At 63.5% G+C, this 20,313-nt stretch carries 12 protein-coding genes; 10 read left to right on the top strand and 2 right to left on the bottom strand.

All coding sequences use genetic code 11. The annotated features are described in order from the left end of the window. The first annotated feature begins 89 nt into the window (after window positions 1-89). The 3 genes from R5R73_RS12945 (at window position 90) to lolA (ending at window position 6,844) form a co-directional block, all read left to right on the top strand. Window positions 90-2,123 (top strand): methyl-accepting chemotaxis protein, encoded by a 2,034-nt coding sequence (locus R5R73_RS12945; RefSeq protein ID WP_322527735.1) that lies wholly within the window; start codon window positions 90-92, stop codon window positions 2,121-2,123. Between the two features lie 211 nt (window positions 2,124-2,334). Beyond that, window positions 2,335-6,033, top strand: coding sequence for a DNA translocase FtsK 4TM domain-containing protein (locus R5R73_RS12940; protein ID WP_416221192.1), 3,699 nt, complete (start codon window positions 2,335-2,337; stop codon window positions 6,031-6,033). A 154-nt stretch (window positions 6,034-6,187) separates the two neighbouring features. After that, window positions 6,188-6,844, top strand: coding sequence for an outer membrane lipoprotein chaperone LolA (gene lolA / locus R5R73_RS12935; RefSeq protein ID WP_071233184.1), 657 nt, complete (start codon window positions 6,188-6,190; stop codon window positions 6,842-6,844). An 84-nt stretch (window positions 6,845-6,928) separates the two neighbouring features. On the opposite strand, the gene R5R73_RS12930 is transcribed toward lolA, so the two are convergent. Then, complete coding sequence (locus R5R73_RS12930) at window positions 6,929-8,281, bottom strand: replication-associated recombination protein A (protein WP_322527734.1); 1,353 nt, start codon at window positions 8,279-8,281, stop codon at window positions 6,929-6,931. Between the two features lie 303 nt (window positions 8,282-8,584). Here R5R73_RS12930 and R5R73_RS12925 point away from each other — a divergent pair, with 303 nt between their 5' ends. From R5R73_RS12925 to R5R73_RS12895, 7 genes are all read left to right on the top strand, one after another. Further along, complete coding sequence (locus R5R73_RS12925; protein ID WP_322529597.1) at window positions 8,585-9,127, top strand: hemerythrin domain-containing protein; 543 nt, start codon at window positions 8,585-8,587, stop codon at window positions 9,125-9,127. Between the two features lie 131 nt (window positions 9,128-9,258). Beyond that, complete coding sequence (locus R5R73_RS12920) at window positions 9,259-10,158, top strand: LysR family transcriptional regulator (protein ID WP_322527733.1); 900 nt, start codon at window positions 9,259-9,261, stop codon at window positions 10,156-10,158. Further along, the gene (gene murI, locus R5R73_RS12915; RefSeq protein ID WP_322527732.1) at window positions 10,151-11,008 is read left to right on the top strand and encodes a glutamate racemase; all 858 of its coding nucleotides are present in this window, start codon (window positions 10,151-10,153) and stop codon (window positions 11,006-11,008) included. Before R5R73_RS12920 ends, murI begins: the two co-directional genes overlap by 8 nt. A gap of 34 nt (window positions 11,009-11,042) precedes the next feature. Beyond that, complete coding sequence (trmA, locus tag R5R73_RS12910; RefSeq protein WP_322527731.1) at window positions 11,043-12,167, top strand: tRNA (uridine(54)-C5)-methyltransferase TrmA; 1,125 nt, start codon at window positions 11,043-11,045, stop codon at window positions 12,165-12,167. 207 nt (window positions 12,168-12,374) lie between these two features. Beyond that, entirely contained in the window at window positions 12,375-17,192 is a 4,818-nt protein-coding gene (locus R5R73_RS12905; RefSeq protein ID WP_071233179.1) for an NAD-glutamate dehydrogenase, read from the top strand. A gap of 227 nt (window positions 17,193-17,419) precedes the next feature. After that, window positions 17,420-18,568, top strand: coding sequence for a hypothetical protein (locus tag R5R73_RS12900; protein WP_322527730.1), 1,149 nt, complete (start codon window positions 17,420-17,422; stop codon window positions 18,566-18,568). 224 nt (window positions 18,569-18,792) lie between these two features. Beyond that, window positions 18,793-19,827, top strand: coding sequence for a quinone-dependent dihydroorotate dehydrogenase (locus R5R73_RS12895; protein ID WP_322527729.1), 1,035 nt, complete (start codon window positions 18,793-18,795; stop codon window positions 19,825-19,827). Window positions 19,828-20,001: 174 nt separating this feature from the next. Here the strand turns inward: R5R73_RS12895 and rmf are convergent, their stop codons facing one another. Then, window positions 20,002-20,211 (bottom strand): ribosome modulation factor, encoded by a 210-nt coding sequence (gene rmf / locus R5R73_RS12890; protein ID WP_083387499.1) that lies wholly within the window; start codon window positions 20,209-20,211, stop codon window positions 20,002-20,004. Window positions 20,212-20,313: the final 102 nt, after the last annotated feature.

The raw sequence follows: 20,313 nt of genomic DNA, 5'->3' as shown, positions 1-20,313 counted from the left end.
GCCTTTTGCATCTTTCGTCGCGAGTGTCATCAAGATTGTCTTCGCCGCCGCCGATAAGGGCCTTGATTCCTTCAATCTCGGAAACCACCATGGCTGCATTTCGACAGCGCCTTCGCCGTGCCGGCATCGGTACCAAACTGGCCCTTATCGTTGCCTTTCTTCAAGCCGCCGTGCTCATGGGGCTGGCCTTCGCCATGGCCCAGGCGAGTACGACGCAACTGCGCGAAGCCACGACGCATGAATTGAAAACCCAGCAGGATTCCATCGGCGGCATGTTGTCGCTTTTCAATTACAGCCTGCAGCAACAGGCAGATCGGTTTCTGAAGATTCTGTCGGATCAGTATTCGGGGCGCTTCGCATTGAGCCCTGACCAGCTCATCGAGGTCGCGGGGCGTCAGACGCCGACGCTCAAGGATGGTCTCGAAGTTCTCAACGACAACACCTGGAAGCTCGATCGCTTCACCAATCAGACGGGTACGCCAGCGACGATCTTCGCGCGCGACGGGGACGATTTCGTGCGCATTTCCACGTCTCTCAAGAACGAGAACGGCGAGAGAGCGATGGGAACGTTGCTCAGTCGGGGCTCGAAGAGCTACGCCAGGCTGATGGAGAATCGACCTTACACGGGTCTTACCACGCTTTTCGGCACTCCCTATATCACCAAGTATCAGCCCATTCAGGATAAAGATGGCAAGGTCGTCGGTGCGATGTTCGTGGGCGTGGATGTCAGTGCCGAGATGGCTCAGGTTCAGGATCGCATTCGTAAAACGGGCATCGGTGATGCTGGCTACACCATGCTGATCTCGGCAGCCGGTGACCAGCAGGGAGAGGTCATCGCCGGTGGGCCCTACGAGGGGCAGAACGTGTTGAATGGCGAGATGGGAGATCTTTTCGCACCGCTGTTCGAGGCGTCATCCGGCGAGGTCGAGTATACCGCCAGTAGTGGCGAAGGGCGGCTAGTGCTCTACTCGCGCTATCCCGAGTGGCAATGGGTCGTGGCCGGTTCGGTCTCGGTCGATGAAATGCAGGCAGGAGTGATGGCGGCGCGGGATCGCTTCCTGCTGATTTCGCTTGCGCTGGCCGCGGCGCTGAGTCTGGCGCTCTACTGGATCGTCAAGCGGCTGGTGACTCGGCCCATGAATCGTGCTGTCGGCCTGGCCCGGGCGCTGGCGGAGGGAGATCTGTCACAGCGTATCGAGACGCGACGGCATGATGAAATCGGACAACTGGTCGCTGCCATGAACGGTATCGGCAATGGGCTCGAGCGCATCGTGGGGCAAGTACGTACTGCGGTTGCGCAGACCGAGAGCCATACCCGAGAGCTGACGTCCGGCAATACCGAGCTGGCGTCGCGCACCGAATCCCAGGCGGCGAGCCTCGAGCAGACCGCCGCCAGTACCGAAGAGATCAACGCGACGGTTCGTCAGAATGCGCAACGGGCGCAGGAAGGCGATGAACAGGCACAGCGAACCGTGGCGGCAGCGGGTGAGGCGCAGAGCACCGTCGAAGCAACGGCAGAGGCAATGCAGCGCATCGTCGGCATGGCGACGCAGATATCCGAAGTGGTGGGCGTGATCGACGGCATCGCCTTCCAGACCAACCTGCTGGCGTTGAACGCCTCCGTCGAAGCCGCTCGGGCCGGCGAGCATGGCCGCGGTTTCGCCGTGGTGGCTCAGGAAGTCCGGAGTCTGGCGGAACGCTGCACGACCTCGGCGCAGGAGATCAAGGCGCTGATCGGCAAGACCGTCAGCGAGGTCGACAGTGGCAACCTGCGCGCCGCCGAGGCGGGGCAGCGGGTCACCGAGATCGTGTCCCAGGTCGAGCGCATCAGCACGCTGATCTCGGAGATCCGGCTGGCATCCGAAGAGCAATCCCACGGTATCGAACAGATCAATGTGGCGATTTCGCAGATCGACGAGACCACCCAGAGCAATGCCGCGCTGGTGCGTCAGTCCAGCGTATCGACCCGACAATTGAACGAGCAGAGTCGGCAGTTGGCAGAGACCGTTTCGCTGTTCCGGTTGCGTAGCACACCGCAGAGCCAGACAGAAACGCCTGCGGCTGTCTCGCGTTCGGCCGAGACAGGGCGGCGATTGACGGCCGACGAGCCTCTGCCGAGTTGATCTGGCGCCACGCAGATCATGAGTTCCATGACCTGCGTGCGCCCCCTGTGATGTCGGCGCGGCCCCCGGTATGATGGCGGGTTGAAGAGGTCGGGCCCATCAGCGGTTCGGCCGTTGATCGTCAATGCCGCGAGCGGAATGGAATGCCGCCAGCGGCGTGGCTGCCGATCGTGTTACGCCACGCCGGATCGGGCGCGAGGGGGTTGATCATTTGAGTGCCAAAAGTTCGGCCAAGAGTTCGGCCAAGAAAGGCCGTCGTCCACTAACGCAAGCGCAAGCCAAGGAGCAGGCCCGCCACGTGATCATGCGCCTACAGGGCGTGACTCGCGAAGGTGCCGTGATTCTGTTGCTTGCCATCTGCGTGTTCCTGCTGTTGGCGCTGTTCAGCTACACGCCGACGGACCCGGGCTGGTCCCATAGCGGGCCGGATCAGTCGGTTTCCAACTGGATGGGCAGGATCGGTGCCTGGCTATCCGATGTGCTCTATTCGCTGTTCGGCGCCAGTGCGCTGTGGTGGCCAGGCATGTTTGGCCTGGGCGCCTGGCGACTGATGCGCCAGACCCAGGTGCAGATCGCCTGGGACCCCATGGCGCTCGCCGTTCATACCGGCGGGCTCGTGCTGCTGTTGATGAGCACGACCACGCTGGGCGACCTGCATTTCTACAACGCTGCCAGCGATCTTCCCAACCAGGCGGGCGGCATTCTCGGCCGTGGTATCGCCGGTTCTCTCGGCTCGCTGGTCGGTGTGCGAGGCACCACGCTGATCGCCATCGCGGCATTCATGTGCGGCTTCACGCTGTTTTCCGGCATGTCCTGGTTGACGGTGATGGATGAGCTTGGTAGCTCGCTCAATCGGCTGTTCCATTGGACGAAAGCTCGCGCTGGCGAGCGTCGCGAGGCTCGGGAAACCCGTCGCCTCGACAAGGCCGAGGCACGCAGTGCGGCCGCCGATGACGCGGCAGCGGCGGACGATGCCCTGGACGAAGAAGACGCGCCGCGCCGGAGCGCGTGGTGGGCCAGGGTGCTGCCCTGGAACTGGCTGCCCTGGAACTGGCTGCCCTGGAACAGGGCGCCGGATCTGGAACAGTGGGAAGACGAAGACGCGTACGCCGATCGACCAGTCCGGCAGGAGCCTGCCTGGGAAAGCGCCGTTGGGGCGGCCACCGACGGAGGCGAGCGTCGCGACACCTCGATGTGGCGTCATGACGGTCGTACGGATATTCCGTGGGATGTTCCGGCGCGAACGCCGTCTGCCAAACGGCCTGAAGCTTCCTATACCGCTCGCCAGCAGCGTGACGAAGCCCGCGAGCCCACGCTGGGGCGGCTACCGGGCGAGGAGCCCGACGTACCGCAGCGAACGGCGCCGGCCCCTCGCCTTGGAGGCGAGGTCTCGGCACGGCAGCCATCTTTCGCCGAGCCAGTGCCGGGCAGAATATCGGCAACCGATGATTCGACGAGTGCCGTCGCTGCCTCGTCAGCGATCTCGGCCGCCGAGGCTCGGGACAAGCCGGATGCCGGGGAGGAATCCCGGCCGGAAAGCGCGCCGTTCCGTGCCGATGTCACCCGGCGACGCATTCCCGATGCCTTTCAAGCGCCAGCAGGCGAGCCTTCGCCCATGTCTCCGACTCTCCGGGAGGACACCGACGAGCGCCAGCACGGTGAGGCGTACCGGCACGGCGAAGCGTTCCGGTACGGTGAAGAGCCCCGAATTGACGACGAGAGCCGTCAGCCGCAGGAACCCGCGCAGAGCGAGCCTTCGCTCTCCGCAAGCGACGAGGACGCGCCGACCCAGCAGTGGGGAATTCGCGCGGAACGCCAGGAGCCGATGTCGAATTGGGGGTCCGTAACGGCCTCCCAGGCCGACGAACCGGCAATGGATACTGAAGCACCGGTCATCGACACCGAAAAATCGATAACCGATATCGAAGGATCGGCAATGGCGTCGGACGAGGCGTTCTCGTCCGAGCCGGCAGACGTTCAGCCGCGACACTCGGGCATCAATTGGCGGGAAGTCGAAGCGGACAGCGGCGAGATACCCTCGGAGCCGATGATCTCTTCATCGCCAACGCCATCACCATCATCAGTGCCAGCGCAGGAACCTAGCCGTTCAGTTGCCGAGCGAACACCGCAGCGTCAGGAACCGCGCTTCGATATCGAGGACGATCAGGTATCCGTGAGCGGCGGCGACAGGCGCGAGAGCAGAGGCGAGAGAGGCGAAAGCATGGCCGCCGGGCTCTCGGCGGCGCCGCAGCCTTCGCCAGCGCCGACGTCGACGCCCCCGAGCGAGGGGCGGCTGGCGACGGCGGCCCAAGCCAGGGCTGCCGCCGATGACCAGCCGACACTGTGGACCGTCGAGCACCTGCAGAGCCAGCGCCCGGTCATGGACGATCTGCCGGAGCCGAGCGGCGATCTGCCATCGATCCGCCTGACCACGCCCGCCGATCCGGAGCAGCCCAACTATACGCCGGAGCAGCTGGCCGACATGGCCGATCTGCTCGAGATGCGGCTGCGCGAATACGGCGTCAAGGCGGAAGTGGTCGAGACCTGGCCGGGGCCGGTCATCACCCGCTTCGAGATCCGCCCGGCGGCCGGCGTGAAGGTTTCCAAGATCAGCAACCTGGCCAAGGATCTGGCACGCTCGCTGATGGTGAAGAGCGTGCGCGTGGTCGAGATCATTCCCGGCAAGCCGACGGTGGGGATCGAGATTCCCAACCCCAACCGGGCCATGATTCGCATTCGCCAGGTGCTGGATTCCGACGTCTACCAGAACGCCGAGTCGCCGGTCACGCTGGCGCTGGGGCAGGATATCGGCGGCAAGCCGGTAGTCGCCAACCTCAACAAGATGCCTCATCTGCTGGTCGCCGGCACCACCGGTTCCGGTAAATCGGTGGGGATCAATACCATGCTCGTGTCGATGTTGCTCAAGGCAACGCCGGACGAGGTGCGCATGATCATGGTCGATCCCAAGATGCTCGAACTTTCCGTCTATGACGGTATTCCGCATCTGCTGGCGCCCGTCGTCACCGACATGAAGGAGGCAGCCAACGCCTTGCGCTGGTGCGTTGCCGAAATGGAGCGGCGCTACAAGCTGATGGCGGCCATGGGCGTGCGCAACATCGCCGGCTTCAATGCCAAGCTCGACGAAGCCGAAAGTCACGGCGCCCAGGTGCAGGACCCGCTGTGGGAGCCGCAGCCCTGGGAAATGCACGAGCAGCCGCCGGTGCTCGACAAGCTGCCGTACATCGTGGTGGTGATCGACGAATTCGCCGACATGTTCATGATCGTCGGCAAGAAGGTCGAAGAGTTGATCGCCCGCCTGGCCCAGAAGGCGCGTGCGGCCGGTATCCACCTGATCCTGGCTACACAGCGGCCTTCGGTCGACGTGGTGACCGGGCTGATCAAGGCCAATATCCCGACGCGCATGGCGTTCCAGGTGTCGTCCAAGATCGATTCGCGCACCATCCTCGATCAGGGCGGGGCCGAGAATCTGCTGGGCCACGGCGACATGCTCTACCTGCCGGCCGGTGCCGGCATGCCGCAGCGTGTGCATGGCGCCTTCGTCGATGACGACGAGGTGCATCGCATCGTCGAGGACTGGAAACGTCGTGGCGAGCCCGAGTACATCGAGGAGATCCTGTCCGGCGGTGTCTCCGCCGATGCCCTGGCCGGGCTCGAGGCCGATGGCGGCGGCGATGGCGAAGACGCCGAGCAGGATGCGCTCTACGACGAAGCCGTGCAGTTCGTCACCGAGACGCGCCGCGCCTCCATCTCCGCCGTCCAGCGTCGCTTCAAGATCGGCTACAACCGCGCTGCCCGACTGGTGGAAGCGATGGAGCAGGCCGGTGTCGTCTCCTCGATGGGCACCAATGGCTCGCGGGAGGTTCTCGCGCCACCGCCGGTCGGCCATTGATCGAGAGCTGACGGCCACGGGGAGAGGTAAACCCTGTGGCCGTTTTGCTGTCTCAGCAATGACCACGATGTTTTCACGTCATTACCACAATGATTCCACGCCATTGATCCACGATCGTCGATGAGAGTTCGACGATTCACGATAAGGAATGCCCATGCGCAAGATGAAGAGGTTGGCTTTCGCCGGATCGCTGTTGCTGGCGCCGGTGTTGATGACGCAGACCGCGCTGGCGGACCAGGCTTCCGCCGACCGCCTGACCCATCTGCTGGAGCCGCTGAAGACCTACTCCGCGGACTTCGAACAGCAGATCCTGGATGCCTCGGGTTCGAGCCTGCAGGACACCAGCGGGCACATGTGGTTGTCGCGTCCCGGGCATTTCCGCTGGGAAGTGAACGAGCCGTACCGCCAACTGGTGGTCTCCGACGGCAACGAAGTCTCGCTCTACGACCCGGATCTCGAGCAGGTCACCATTCAGCCGCTGGACGATCGCGTCACGCATACGCCGGCGCTGCTGCTCTCCGGAAGCGCCTCGGAGCTCTCCGACAATTATGACGTGTCCCGTCAGCAGCAGGGCGCCAGCGAGACCTTTACCCTGGTCCCGCAGGCCAACGATACCCTGTTCGAACAGCTCAAGCTGACCTTCTACAGCGAGAAGCTCGATGCGTTGCAGATGACCGACAGCACCGGCCAGCGCACGGCCATCGACTTCGACAACGCGCAGACCAATATCGATATCGATCCCGCCCAGTTCCAGTTCCAGGCGCCCGAAGATGCCGACGTGATCCGCGAGCAGGCGCCCGCGACGCCCTGACCCTATCGCTTTTCGGTCGACTCGCCCCCGTCGTGTCCGTCACGGCGGGGGCGAATGCGTTCGGGGAAGCGTCTGATTTGTCAATCAGGACTCGTTGTCCGCCTGCCGATCCAGTTCGGCACGCCATACCTGCATCTGCTGGAAGCGCTTTTCCTGGCCGTAGTCGCTGGGGTCGTAGAAACGCACGCGAGGCAGGTTCGACGGCCAGCAGTCATGTTCGGTGCCGGCGGGGTAACCATTGGGTTCGTTGTGGGCATATCGATAGCCGTCGCCGTAACCGAGCGACGACATCAGTTGGGTAGGCGCATTGCGCAGGTAGACCGGCACTTCCAGGTCGGGATGCTCGGCGACGAACGCCTTGGCCTGGCTCCAGGCCTGGTCGATCCGATTGCTCTTGGGGGCGATCGCCAGGTGGATCGCGGCATGGGCGATGGCGCGCTGCCCTTCGTAGTCGCCCAGTCGCAGATAGGCGTCCCATGCCGCCATGACCAGCGGTAGCGCGCGGGGATCGGCGTTGCCCACATCTTCCGAAGCAATCGCGGCCAGGCGCCGGACGATGTCCAGCGGATCGCCGCCGCCGCTGATGAACTGGGCGATGTACAGCAGTGCCGAATCGGGGCGCGAAGAACGCACCGACTTGTGAACGGCCGAGAGCAGGTCGTAGTAGTGCTCTCCCTGCTTGTCGAAGGCCGCGCCCTGATGGCCGATCACTTCGATCACGGCATCCCGATCGAGATGTTCGCCATGCTCGTCGGCCTTGGCGAAATCGCAGGCGGTTTCCAGCAGGCCCAGGGCGCGGCGGGCATCTCCGGACGCTGCGCGGGCGAGGATCGAGAGCGTTTCGTCGCTGGCGCGGATGTTGCGCGCACCCAGGCCCAGCGTCTCGTTGCCGAGCGCGCGCTTCAGGACCGTGATCAGCTCGCTCTCGTCGAGTGTCTTCAACACGTAGACCCGGGCGCGGGAGAGTAGTGCCGAATTGACCTCGAACGACGGATTCTCGGTAGTGGCGCCGATCAGCGTGAGCAGGCCGGATTCGACATGGGGCAGCAGGGCGTCCTGCTGGCTCTTGTTGAGACGGTGGATCTCGTCGAGAAAGAGCAGGGTCTGGCGTTCGCGCATCTGGCCTTCCCGCGCCCGCTCGACCGCTGCACGGATGTCCTTGACGCCGGCCATGACGGCAGACAACTGCTCGAGCCGGGCGCCGGAGGCTTCCGCCAGGATTTCGGCCAGCGTCGTCTTGCCGACGCCCGGCGGCCCCCACAGGATCATCGAGCGCACGCTGGCGGTTTCCGCCATGCGCCGCAGCGGCTTGCCGGGCCCGACCAGGGCCTGCTGCCCGACGTAGTCCTCCAGCCGGCGCGGCCGCATGCGGTAGGCGAGAGGGGCGTTGTCGGTGCGGGAGGCACCTCGAGAGGTGTCGTCGGCAAAAAGGTCCATGGCATCTTCCAGGCTGGCTGACGGCAGCGAAACGGTACATTTCGCTACAGCGATTCAGACGTTAGGCGTAGAGCGTTTATCGTAAAAACCGCTAGGGTATGAAATTCTAGCGTGTCGTCGATTGCCGACCCAACCGATCCTTGGCAGGCACAGGCGGCACGCTGACACTTGGACATTGGCACTTGGTGGCGAAGTCCAGGACAGTATGCGTTCCAGCGCAACCATGGCAACAAGCACTACACTAGGCTGACAAGGCGGTGTTAACCGACATCGCGCTTCACGGACAGGAGACACACCATGCCCATGCTGACCCAATTGCGTCAGGACCATGCCAACATGGCGCGCCTGCTGCATGTGTTGCAACTCAAGCACAAGACGCTGGCTGACGGTGATCGCCCCGACTTTCGTCTGATTCGGGAAGTCGTGGATTATATCCTCGACTACATGAACGGCTTCACGATCCCGCTGGAGCGTATCTGCAGCGATCGACTGGTGGCCCGGGAATCCAGGATCAACGAACTGACCGAGCGCCTGGCCAGCGATTATCAGCACCTTCATCAGCAGTTGATGCGGCTCTCCCAGGACATCGACATGATCCTCATGGATGGGGTGATGCCGATGGACAAGTTCGCCGACGATCTCAAGGTCTATCTCGAAGCGCACCGGGCCTACCTGCGGGCCGAACGCGAAGAGCTGTTCCCGCTGATCCGGGAGCATTTCGACGAAGACGACCTGGCACGGCTCGCCGCCGAACTGCCTGCACAGGCCGGCGCCGAACTGGCGCGGTTGCAGGAAGCCTACCCGGAGCTGTACACCGAATTTCGCGAGGCACCCTCACCGGTGTAGCTTCGGGGCTGTCCAATTCCCGCCGGTTTTCCGTCCTGCCCGATCTGCCTTTGCCCACGACGACGATCGCCACTGCGCGATCGTCGTCGCTTGCGTAGAATGATCCCCTGTAAACGGTGGCAGGGGGCAGGATGGATCGGCTGCAAGCGATGCAGGTTTTCCGTGCGGTGATCGAGTCTGGCAGCTTCGCTGGCGGTGCCCGGCGCCTGGGTGTTTCCAATGCCATGGTCAGCAAGCAGGTCTCGCGGCTCGAGGAGGCCCTTGGTGTACGCCTGCTGGTACGCACCACGCGCCGCCTGCAATTGACCGCGGAAGGAGAGCGCTACCTGACGACAGCGACCCGCCTGCTCGACGAGTTGCAGGAGCTGGAGGCGGGAATCGGGGAGCAGCGCGGCGAGGTGCGTGGCCGCCTGCGTCTTTCGGCGCCGGTGGACTTCGGCGCCCGCTCGCTGATGCCGGCGCTGCAGGCTTTCGAGGCGGCGCATCCTGCGGTGTCGCTGGATCTGGTGCTGGAAGACAGACGCGTCGACCCGCTGGCCGAGGATTTCGATCTGGTGGTGCGTATCGGCGAGCTGGAGGATTCCGGTCTGATCGCCCGTCCGCTGATGCGGATGCCGTTGCACCTCTACGCGTCGCCGGCCTATCTCCGCCGTCACGGGACACCGCAGCATCCCCGCGATCTCAAGAATCACCGGTGCCTGCACTACACCTTGTCGCGGCATGGGCTCTACTGGCCGTTCTGGGTCGATGGCGAGATCTATCGCTGGCGATTGCAGCCGGCGTTGTCCTGCAACAACGGGCGGGCGCTGGTAGAAGCCGCGGTGCTGGGCATGGGGCTGACATTGAAGCCGGCCTCCTTGGCGGCGTCGGAAGAGCGTACCGGCCAACTGGTTCGTGTGCTCGAGGCGTTCGAGATGCCGCCGCTCGATGTCCATCTGCTGTATGCCGAGCGCGACTACATGCCGGCCCGGTTGCGGGCCCTGATCGATGCCTTGCTCGACTACTTCGGAGACGATCGGCAATATGATTGATGCGCTGATTTTCGACTCGGGCGTCGGTGGCCTCTCGGTCAGCGCCGACATTCGGCGGCGGATGCCGTGGCTTTCGCTGGGCTACGTCTGTGACAATGCCGCATTGCCTTACGGCACCAAGGATGACGCCTGGCTGGTGGCTCGAATCGTCGCCGTGTGCGAAAGCGCCTGCCGGCAAGCCCGCCCTCGCGCGCTGGTGATCGCGTGCAATACCGCCAGCACCTTGGCGCTGGAGGCGCTGAGAGCGCGGCTATCGATGCCGGTCATCGGTACGGTCCCGGCGATCAAGCCGGCAGCCGAGACGACGCGAAGCCGCACGATCGGTCTGCTCGCCACCCGCGCCACCGTCCGCCGCCCTTATCTGGATCGACTGATCGACGACCATGCGCGGGGCTGTCGTGTCATACGGGTGGCGGCGGACACGCTGGTCATCGAAGCCGAACATCTGCTCAAGGGGCAGACGGTCGATCCAGCCAGGGTTCGCGAGGCCATCGCACCGCTCAGGGCGGTGGAGAATATCGACGTCGTCGTGCTGGGCTGTACCCATTTTCCCCTGCTGCGCGATTATCTCGAGCCCTTGTTGTCGCCGGGCGTTCGCTGGATCGATTCCGGGGCAGCCATCGCCAGGCGTCTCGAGTCCGTGCTCTCGGAGGCTCCGGCGCGAGCTGATCGATCGACGCCGGCCGCCGCTGTCGAGGCGGGAGGGCGCGCCACCCCTTCGCCGGATGCCAGCAGCTGGGCGACGGCCGCCTCGGCGCCGGGACTGGCACCGGCGCTGATGCGTTTCGGTCACGCGCCGCCCGCGATGCTCGAGATCGCCTCGCCAGCCGTTGCCGTTCACGTTTCATGAGTCATTGCGCTATTTCTGCCTGAGGATTTCTGGTTTGGTGATTTTCGATATCGACCCTTCCCGCTACGACGCTCAGCTCGAGGCCAAGCGTGAGCGCATCGAGCGCCAGTTCGCCCGCTTCTCGCCACCGCCGCTGGAGGTGTTCGCGTCGCTGCCGTCGCACTACCGCATGCGCGCCGAGTTCCGGGTTTGGCACGAGGGCGACGACCTCTACTATGCGATGTTCGAACCCGATCCGGAGGCGCCGCGTCATCGGGGCCGGGTCGCGCAGCGTGTCGTCCGGGTCGATCGCTTCCCGGTCGCCAGCGAGCGCATCAACGAACTGATGCCGCAGTTGCTGGACGCGATTCGCGACGAGCCATTGATGCGGCGCAAGCTGTTCCAGGTCGAGTTCCTCACCACTCTGAGCGGCGAGGCACTGGTCACGATGATCTACCACAAGGCGCTGAACGATGACTGGGAGGCACGCGCTCGCGAGCTTCAGGCGCAGCTCGGCGTGTCGTTGATCGGGCGCTCCCGCAAGCAGCGGCTGGTGCTGGATCGCGACCACGTCTGGGAACGGCTCGAAGTGGACGGCCGGGAACTTTGCTATCAGCAGGTCGAGAACAGCTTCACCCAGCCCAATGCCCAAATCTGCCGCTCGATGCTGCACTGGGCGCGCGACGTGACGTCGGACAGCCAGGGGGATCTGGTCGAGCTCTACTGCGGCAACGGCAACTTTACGGTGGCGCTGGCGGAGAACTTCCGCCGCGTGGTGGCCACCGAAATTTCCCGGACATCGGTCGCCTCCGCGCAGGCCAATCTCGAAGCCAACGGCATCGACAACGTGCACGTGGCGCGGATGTCGGCCGAGGAGTTCGCTCAGGCGCTGACCGGGGAAAAGCAGGGCCGTCGCGTCGCCGCCATGCAGCTCGACGAGTGCGAGTTCTCCACCGTGCTGGTGGACCCGCCGCGGGCCGGGCTGGATGCCGAGAGTTGCACGCCGCTGATGCGCTATCCCCGCATCGTCTATATTTCGTGCAACCCCGATACCTTGGCCGTCAACCTGGAACAGCTGAGCCAGACCCATCGCGTGGTTCGCATGGCGCTGTTTGACCAATTCCCCTGGACGGACCACTGTGAGTGCGGGGTTCTGCTGGAACGCCTGCCGGCAGCGTGATTCGAGCCACCGTTTGCCAGTGATCTGGCTGGAACGGCGAGCGTTGTCAACTGTCAGGGTGCGCATAGTAGTGCCGCCGATGATGCATAACCGACATGCGTCATGACGAAGCTTCACTTGTGTAGGGCGCCATGCGGCACTGGCGTAAGCTTCCAGTCTATTGAATGTGGCCGCCATGTTGACGGTCGATGCCAGCCGAGGTGATAGATGCAACACGTCGCGATCGAGGGAAAAACGGAATTCCTGGAACAGCTGCAGGAAAAGCTTTCCAAGCGTCTCCCCGAGGATAAGGTCAAGCGGATAACGGCGTTCGCCGAAGATCTCTACGCTACCGCGCCGTTCGAAGAGGCCGCGGATCGACAGCTGGACGATATCTATGGCGCGACATTGGCGGCATGGCATTTCATGCGCACCTTCGATCCCGACGAAGCCAAGGTGCGTGTTTTCAATCCCAACTTCGAAACCCACGGCTGGCAGTCTCCGCATACGGTGGTCGCCGTATTGCACGAGGACATGCCGTTTCTGGTCGATTCGGTCCGCATGGAGCTCAACCGCCGGGGGCTGACTCTGCACGCGATCCATAACGCCGTGCTGGCGGTCGAGCGCGATGCTCGCCACCATGCCACGCGAATTACCGGGACGCGCGCCCAGCAGGCGCCGGAAGCGCGCGAGTCGATCATTCTGATCGAGGTGGATCGTCATACCGATGGCGAGACGCTGTCCGACCTCGAGCAGGGGTTGCGCGACGTGCTGCTCGACGTGCGCACCGCCGTGGCCGATTTCGACCCGATGTGCGACAAGGTTCGCGACGTCATCGAGGCGCTGGAGAGCCAGCAGGCGGGCAGCGTCACGGCGGCGGATCGCAAAGAGACCGTGGCCTTTCTCAAGTGGCTGCTGGACGAGCATTTCACGTTTCTCGGCTACGCCGAAAGCCGCTTCGTCGGCAGCGGCAAGAACGTCCACAGCGAGCGGGTGGAAGGCAGTGCCCTCGGCGTGCTGAAGCTGGACCAGCCGCGCTACCAGGAGCCCGTGCGATTCGAGAAGGACGAAGAGTCGGCGCTGCTGCATTTTGCCAAGAGCGCCTACCATGCGCGCGTGCATCGCCCTACCTACCCCGATTACATCGCCATCACGCGCCACGACGGCAAGGGCAAGGCGATCGGTGAATGGCGCTTCTTTGGCCTGTTCACCTCGCTGGTCTACAACGAGTCGCCGCGAACCGTGCCGATCCTGCGGCGCAAGGTTCAGGCGGTGATCGACGCCGCCGGGGTCAATCCGAAAGGGCACAATGGCAAGCTGCTGTTGCAGGTGCTGGAAGTACACCCGCGGGACGATCTCTTCCAGAGCTCCACCGAAGAACTCAGCCGGACCGCGTTCGGCATTCTCAATATCCGCGAGCGTCGCCGGGTGCGCCTGTTCATCCGCGAGGACCGCGCCGGGCAGTTCTACTCCTGCCTGGTGTTCGTGCCGCGGGACATCTTCTCGACGGATCTGCGCCTGCGCATCCAGAAGCTGCTGTGCGAGGAGCTCGACGCGACCTTCGCCGACTTCAACCCGTATCTGTCCGAGTCGATTCTGGCGCGTATCCAGTTCACGCTGCGCTTCAACGGCGACAAGCCGGTGAACTTCGACAGCCGCGCACTGGAGAAAAAGGTCATCAATCTGGCGCGCAACTGGCGCGAGGACCTGCATGCGGCGCTGATCGAAAGTTTCGGAGAGGAAGCGGGCAATCGTCGGGCACAGGCTTTTCGCGATGCCTTCCCCAGCAGCTACCGGGACGACTTCTCGGCGCGTACCGCCGCCAACGACATTCGCCATCTCGAAGCGCTCGATGACGGTGCCCCGATCGGTGTCAGTCTCTATCATCTGGCCGAGAGCGCCGCGGAGAGCGTCAATCTCAAGCTCTACCACCAGGATACGCCGGTTCCGCTCTCCGACATGCTGCCGGTACTGGAAAATCTGGGCTTGCGTGTCATCAGCGAACGGCCCTACCGCATCGCGAGCGGGCAGCAGACCTACTGGATCCATGATTTCACCTTCGAATATCACGGCCAAGGCGAAGTCGATCTCGGCAAGATGCGCGACAACTTCATTGATGCCTTCACCAAGATCTGGGTGGGCGATGCGGAGAACGACAGCTACAACCGCCTGATCATCGGTGCCGATCTGGATTGGCGTCAGGTGGCAGTCCTGCGGGCGTATGCGCGCTACATGAAGCAGCTGCGCATCGGGCTTTCGCAGGCTTACATCGCCAATACCCTGGCGGCCCATGCCGATATCACCCGGGGGCTCTCGCGGCTGTTCACGCTGCGTTTCTCGCCGGAGGGCGATAAGCGTGACGAACAGTGCCAGCAATGCATCGACGAGCTCAATGCGATGCTCGATCAGGTCGCGAGTCTCAACGACGATCTGCTGCTGCGCCGCTATGTCGATCTGATCCAGGCGACCGTTCGCACCAACTATTTCCAGCCGCGCGAGGATGGCAGCGTCAAGGAGTACATCTCGTTCAAGCTGGAGCCCAGCAAGGTGCCGGGCATGCCCAAGCCGCGGCCGATGTTCGAGGTCTTCGTCTATTCGCCGCGGATGGAAGGCGTTCACCTGCGCGGCGGCAAGGTGGCCCGTGGCGGCCTGCGCTGGTCGGACCGCAACGAGGATTTCCGCACCGAGATCCTGGGCTTGATGAAGGCGCAGCAGGTCAAGAACTCGGTCATCGTCCCGGTCGGGGCCAAAGGCGGCTTCATCTGCAAGCGGATGCCGGAAAACGCCGATCGCGATGCGATCCAGGCCGAAGGGATCGAGTGCTACCGTACCCTGATCCGCGGCTTGCTGGACATCACCGACAATCTCGACGGCACCACCGTCGTGCCGCCGCGCTCGGTCGTGCGCCACGATCCGGACGATCCGTACCTGGTGGTCGCCGCCGACAAGGGCACGGCCACCTTCTCCGACTACGCCAACGCGATCTCGATCGAATACGACTTCTGGCTGCGGGATGCCTTCGCCTCCGGCGGTGCCCAGGGCTATGACCACAAGGGCATGGCGATCACCGCCCGTGGTGCCTGGGAATCGGTCAAGCGCCATTTCCGCGAGATGGGGCTGAATACCCAGAAGGACACGTTCAGCGTGCTGGGTATCGGCGACATGGCCGGCGATGTCTTCGGCAACGGTATGCTGCTCTCCGACAGGATTCTGCTGGTGGGCGCGTTCAACCACCGCCATATCTTCGTCGACCCCAGTCCCGATGCCGCGAAGTCGTTTGCCGAGCGGAAGCGTCTGTTCGCGTTGCCGCGTTCGAGCTGGTCGGACTACGACGAGAAGCTGATCTCGGAGGGCGGCGGCGTGTTCTCCCGGGATGCCAAGTCGATACCCATATCCGCAGCGATGAAGAAGGTCTTCGGCATCAAGGCGGACAAGCTCTCGCCCAACGACCTGATCAACGCGATGCTCAAGTCGCAGGTCGATCTGATCTGGAACGGCGGCATCGGCACCTACGTCAAGGCCTCCAGCGAGAGCCACGCGGATGTCGGCGACAAGGCCAACGATGGCCTTCGCATCGATGGCCGCGAACTCAACTGCCGCGTGGTGGGCGAGGGCGGCAACCTGGGGCTCACCCAGCGGGGCCGAATGGAAGCCGCGGAGAAGGGCATCCGGGTCAATACCGATTTCATCGACAATGCCGGCGGGGTCAACTGCTCGGATCACGAGGTCAACATCAAGATCCTGCTGGACGGTATCGTTCAGCGTGGCGACATGACCGAGAAGCAGCGCAATCAGCTGCTGGTCGAGATGACCGAGGAGGTCGGCGAGCTGGTGGTGCGTGACAACTACCGCCAGACCCAGGCGCTGTCGCTCTCCGAGTTGCAGTCGAAGGAGGGGCTCGGCCCGTACCGCCGATTCATCAACGAGCTGGAAGCGGCCGGCAGCCTCGACCGCGAGCTCGAGTTCCTGCCCACCGACGAACAGCTGATCGAACGCAGCAATGCCGACGGCGGCCTGACGCTGCCGGAGCTGAGCGTGTTGATCTCCTACGCCAAGAGCACGCTCAAGAGCGATCTGATCGCGGCCGGTCTGCCGGCGGACGGGCAACTGCAGCAGCATGTGACCAAGGCGTTCCCGACGACGCTGGCCGAACGGTATCCGGACGATCTTCATGAGCACCGTCTCAAGCGGGAGATCGTGGCGACCCAGATCGCCAACGATCTGGTCGACCACATGGGCATCACTTTCGTGCGCCAGTTGCGCGATTCCACCGGTGCTTCGCGAGTCGAGATCGCCCAGGCGTACGTCATCGCCCGTGACAGCTTCGGTCTCAACCCGCTGTGGGAGCAGATCGAGGCACTGGATTATCATGTCGACAGCCAGACGCAGTACGCGATGATGCTGGATCTGATGCGGCTGTTGCGTCGTGCGACGCGCTGGTTCCTGCGTCATCGCGGGTCGCTCGGGGTCAAGGAGTGCGTCGAGCAGTACGCGCCGCAGCTGGCGCAGTTGAAGGAGGATATCGGCAACCGTCTCAGCGGCGACGAGCGCGAGGCATGGAGTGCGCGGCGCGATGAGCTGGTCAAGGCGAAGGTGCCGGAAGCGCTGGCATCGGTCGTTGCGGCGGCCTCGAGCCTCTACGCCGGGCTGGGCATCATCCAGGCGGCGCGAACCAGCGGTGAAAAGATCCAGCGGGTCGCCGAGACCTACTATGCCATCGGTCAGCGTCTGGAACTGCCGCGGATGATGCAGCAGATCAATAGCCTGGAAGTCCGCGACAGCTGGCAGGCGCAGGCGCGGGAAACGTTCCGCGACGATCTCGATCGCCAGCAGCTGGCGCTGACGGTCAAGGTGCTGGGGATGACGGACGCCCCGCGCGAGATCGAGCCCAGAGTGGCGCATTGGCAGGAGCAGCACGCGCCGCTGTTCGAACGCTGGAATGCGCTGCTGGCGGAAATCGGAACGGGAACGCAGATCAGCTTTCCGCTGGTCGCCGTCGCGATCCGCGAACTGGTCGATCTTGCCGAGAGCGAAAGCGAGGGCTAAGGTGGCCTGCAGGCCGGGCGGCAGCCATGTCGCCCATGCCGGATGGAGGCGACCTGTCTGCCCGTAGCACCTTCGAGCGCAGATTCGCGTTCCATCGAGTCATGATTTATCTAGCTCGAGTCATGATTATCTAGCGCAAAGATGCTCTCCGGCAGCCTTTAAGGTGCGTCGGGGGGTGTCTCTGTTATGCTTGGCTCCGATTCGGTCGCAGAACGCAGAGAGGCCCCATGAAGTATCGCGTATTTTCCACCTTGTTCGTGGCATTGAGCCTAGCCGGTGCCAGTACTCAGGTCCTGGCACAGAGCGAGGCGCTGAAGGATGCCCAGGAAGCGGCCAGCAAGGTCGACCTGACCAAGTTCTTCAAGTCCAGTTCGGATGCACATAGCCGCAGCTTCTTCTTCGGCGGTCTCCATCAGCACCCGTTCACCGTCGACGAAGCGGGCCGTTACCAGTTCACCAGCTCGATCCTCCCGGGCGAGTCGGATGACTACAAGATTTCCGCCAAGCTGGTGGACAGCAACGGCAACGTGTTGGCCAGCGGTTCCGGACTGGGTAATACCGGTGGTCTCGAGATGACGGAAACGTTAGAGCCGGGCGATTACTCCCTGCAGGTCTCGGGCCAGAAGTTCGGCACCACCAAGACCGGTGGCAACAGCTTCAATATCGATGTCGCGCGACTCGATGCCAGCGGTAGGGTAGTGGCCAGCGACGCAGGTGGTATGGATGACGGCGGCGGCATCATGTTCGGCGGCCCTGGTGCCAGTGGCCGGACCACGGCCTTCGTCGACGAGAGCGACCAGGTGGCGACGTTGAGCGCACCGGGACGCAAATCCGCCGACGAAATCGCTGTGGCCGGCAACAAGAACGGGGCAGCCAGCGGGCCCGACTTTGGCACCGGCAATACCGGGGAAGCCTCAAGGCCGCCGGCCACTCGCAATGATAACGCCGGTGCGCCCGGCAACGGCGTGGCAATGGCGGCGGCTGCCGTCGACGACGCGACGTCCGATTCGCCGCGCGCAGGTCGCCCGCCGGAGCCGCAGATGCCGGACGCATTCGACGAGATCGTCGCCGATATCAAGGTGCTGCAGGAAGGCGAGGTGCTGAGTTTCGACGTCGCCGAAGCGGGCACGGTCTCGGTCACCAGCTCCACCTTCCCCGGCAACGAAGGCACGTATCGTCTGCAGGCGAAGGTCCTCGACGCCAACGGCAACACGGTCGCCAGCGACGAAGGTTCACTGGCGGTCGGCGATTTCGATATCGAAACCGTGCTGCAGCCCGGTCGTTACCGTGTCTGGGTCAAGGGGCAACGATTCGGTTCCGCCATGAACGCTGCCAACAACTACACGCTGCGGGTTCAGCAACTCGATACCCAGTAATCGTGTGGCACGGAATTGCCCGGCGTCTTGGCGCCGGGCTTTTCGTATCTGCTTGTGTGCATGACCGTTTTTCCCATTCTCTTTCTCGACGCGTCTAACCGCCTCGATGCTGCGAACTACCCCGGCGCTCGAAGCCGTCAAAGGTCGGGTTCGTCCCGAGAGGCGAAGTTGGGATATACTCGCCCGCCGCAAGCGACCCCTTTCGTTACCGACGAGACCTATCCATGTACGCCCTCGTTCGATCCCTGTTGTTCCGGCTGGAACCGGAAGCCGCCCACCGCCTGACATTGACCGCGCTGGACGTCACACACCGCGCCCATCTTTCCGGCATGCTCGGCGATACTTACGTGGCTTCGGCATCCGTGGATCTCATGGGGCTGACCTTTCCCAATCGGGTCGGGCTGGCGGCGGGGCTCGACAAGAATGCCGATCATCTCGATGCCCTGGGGGCGCTCGGCTTCGGTTTCGTCGAGATCGGCACGGTGACGCCCAAGCCGCAGCAGGGCAACCCCAAGCCACGTCTGTTCCGGCTGACCGGGCCGCAGGCGATCATCAATCGGATGGGGTTCAACAACGCGGGGGTCGATCATCTGGTCGCCAACGTGCGCAAAAGCCGCTACAACGGTGTCATCGGCATCAATATCGGCAAGAACCTGACCACGCCGGTCGAGCGCGCGGTGGACGATTACGTCGCCTGTCTGCGCAAGGCGCACAGTGCCGCCCACTACATCACGGTGAACATTTCCTCGCCCAACACGCCGGGGCTGCGCAACCTTCAGTTTGGCGATCATCTCGATGGCCTTTTGAGTGCGCTGAAGGCCGAGGTGGTCAGGCTTGACGCCGAACACGGCCGTCGCGTGCCCTTGGCGGTCAAGATCGCGCCGGACATGACGCGCGAGGAGATTGCGCTGGTCGCGAACACGCTCCAGGCCAATGAGATCGATGGTGTCATCGCGACCAATACCACGGTGTCTCGGGAGCATGTGGCGGGAACGCCTCATGCGCATGAAGCGGGAGGGCTGTCGGGCGCGCCCCTGTTCGCGAGTTCGACCGCCGTGGTGAGGGAGTTGCGGCAACTGATGCCGACGATGCCGATCATTGGCGCGGGCGGTATTGATAGCGGCGTTCGGGCCAGCGAAAAATGCCAGGCTGGCGCCAATCTGGTACAGCTCTACACCGGCTTCATCTATCGCGGGCCGGAGCTGATCGGAGAGTGTGTACGTGCGACTCAGCTCAATAACGGTCAGGCACCCGATTAAGCTGGCGGACGTAGCACGGTGAACTTACCGGACAGCGTGAGGCGACAGAAAAGGGGCAACGTAATGGGTTGGGTGCGAAGCGGCCCAGGCGAGAAAGGTAGGAAATCTGGCGAAATGCACGTCATAAAAAGGCCCGCCAGTAGCGAGCCTTGAGTGTACTGAGGTAAGTGTCAACTACGTCATTACCGCCGGGTTCTTGTGAATGCCCGAAACGCCTGTCATTCCGGCCCATTGGTCTCCGCGACCTTCACGCCAACCGCTCATCCAGTTTTCGCGCAGATTCACATCCTGGCTCGGGCACTCGTCGCGTGAGCGACCGCCGACCCCCGCTTTGTAACCGTGGAGAAATGCCCGCTGGTTGCGATCACGTTTCTGTCGTTTCATCGTGTAGTAGCCTCTTGTCAGAACAAGTGCATCTCCTAGGGAAAACCACAGTCTGTCGAGCGACCTTGGGCCAACTCCGACCGACTGCCCGCGAAAACGTCC

The sequence above is a fragment of the Salinicola sp. LHM genome (assembly GCF_034479735.1).
Lineage (GTDB): Bacteria > Pseudomonadota > Gammaproteobacteria > Pseudomonadales > Halomonadaceae > Salinicola > Salinicola salarius.
Note: the sequence above shows the minus strand (reverse complement) of the source record. Positions and strands in the feature narration are given on the sequence as shown.

Excerpts from the sequence above, each read along its gene's own strand:
- R5R73_RS12945 (WP_322527735.1), top strand. The coding sequence starts at position 90 with ATGGCTGCATTTCGACAGCGCCTTCGCCGTGCCGGCATCGGTACCAAA.
- lolA (WP_071233184.1), top strand. The coding sequence starts at position 6,188 with ATGCGCAAGATGAAGAGGTTGGCTTTCGCCGGATCGCTGTTGCTGGCG.
- R5R73_RS12930 (WP_322527734.1), bottom strand. The coding sequence starts at position 8,281 with ATGGACCTTTTTGCCGACGACACCTCTCGAGGTGCCTCCCGCACCGAC.
- R5R73_RS12925 (WP_322529597.1), top strand. The coding sequence starts at position 8,585 with ATGCTGACCCAATTGCGTCAGGACCATGCCAACATGGCGCGCCTGCTG.
- R5R73_RS12920 (WP_322527733.1), top strand. The coding sequence starts at position 9,259 with ATGGATCGGCTGCAAGCGATGCAGGTTTTCCGTGCGGTGATCGAGTCT.
- murI (WP_322527732.1), top strand. The coding sequence starts at position 10,151 with ATGATTGATGCGCTGATTTTCGACTCGGGCGTCGGTGGCCTCTCGGTC.
- R5R73_RS12905 (WP_071233179.1), top strand. The coding sequence starts at position 12,375 with ATGCAACACGTCGCGATCGAGGGAAAAACGGAATTCCTGGAACAGCTG.
- R5R73_RS12900 (WP_322527730.1), top strand. The coding sequence starts at position 17,420 with ATGAAGTATCGCGTATTTTCCACCTTGTTCGTGGCATTGAGCCTAGCC.
- R5R73_RS12895 (WP_322527729.1), top strand. The coding sequence starts at position 18,793 with ATGTACGCCCTCGTTCGATCCCTGTTGTTCCGGCTGGAACCGGAAGCC.
- rmf (WP_083387499.1), bottom strand. The coding sequence starts at position 20,211 with ATGAAACGACAGAAACGTGATCGCAACCAGCGGGCATTTCTCCACGGT.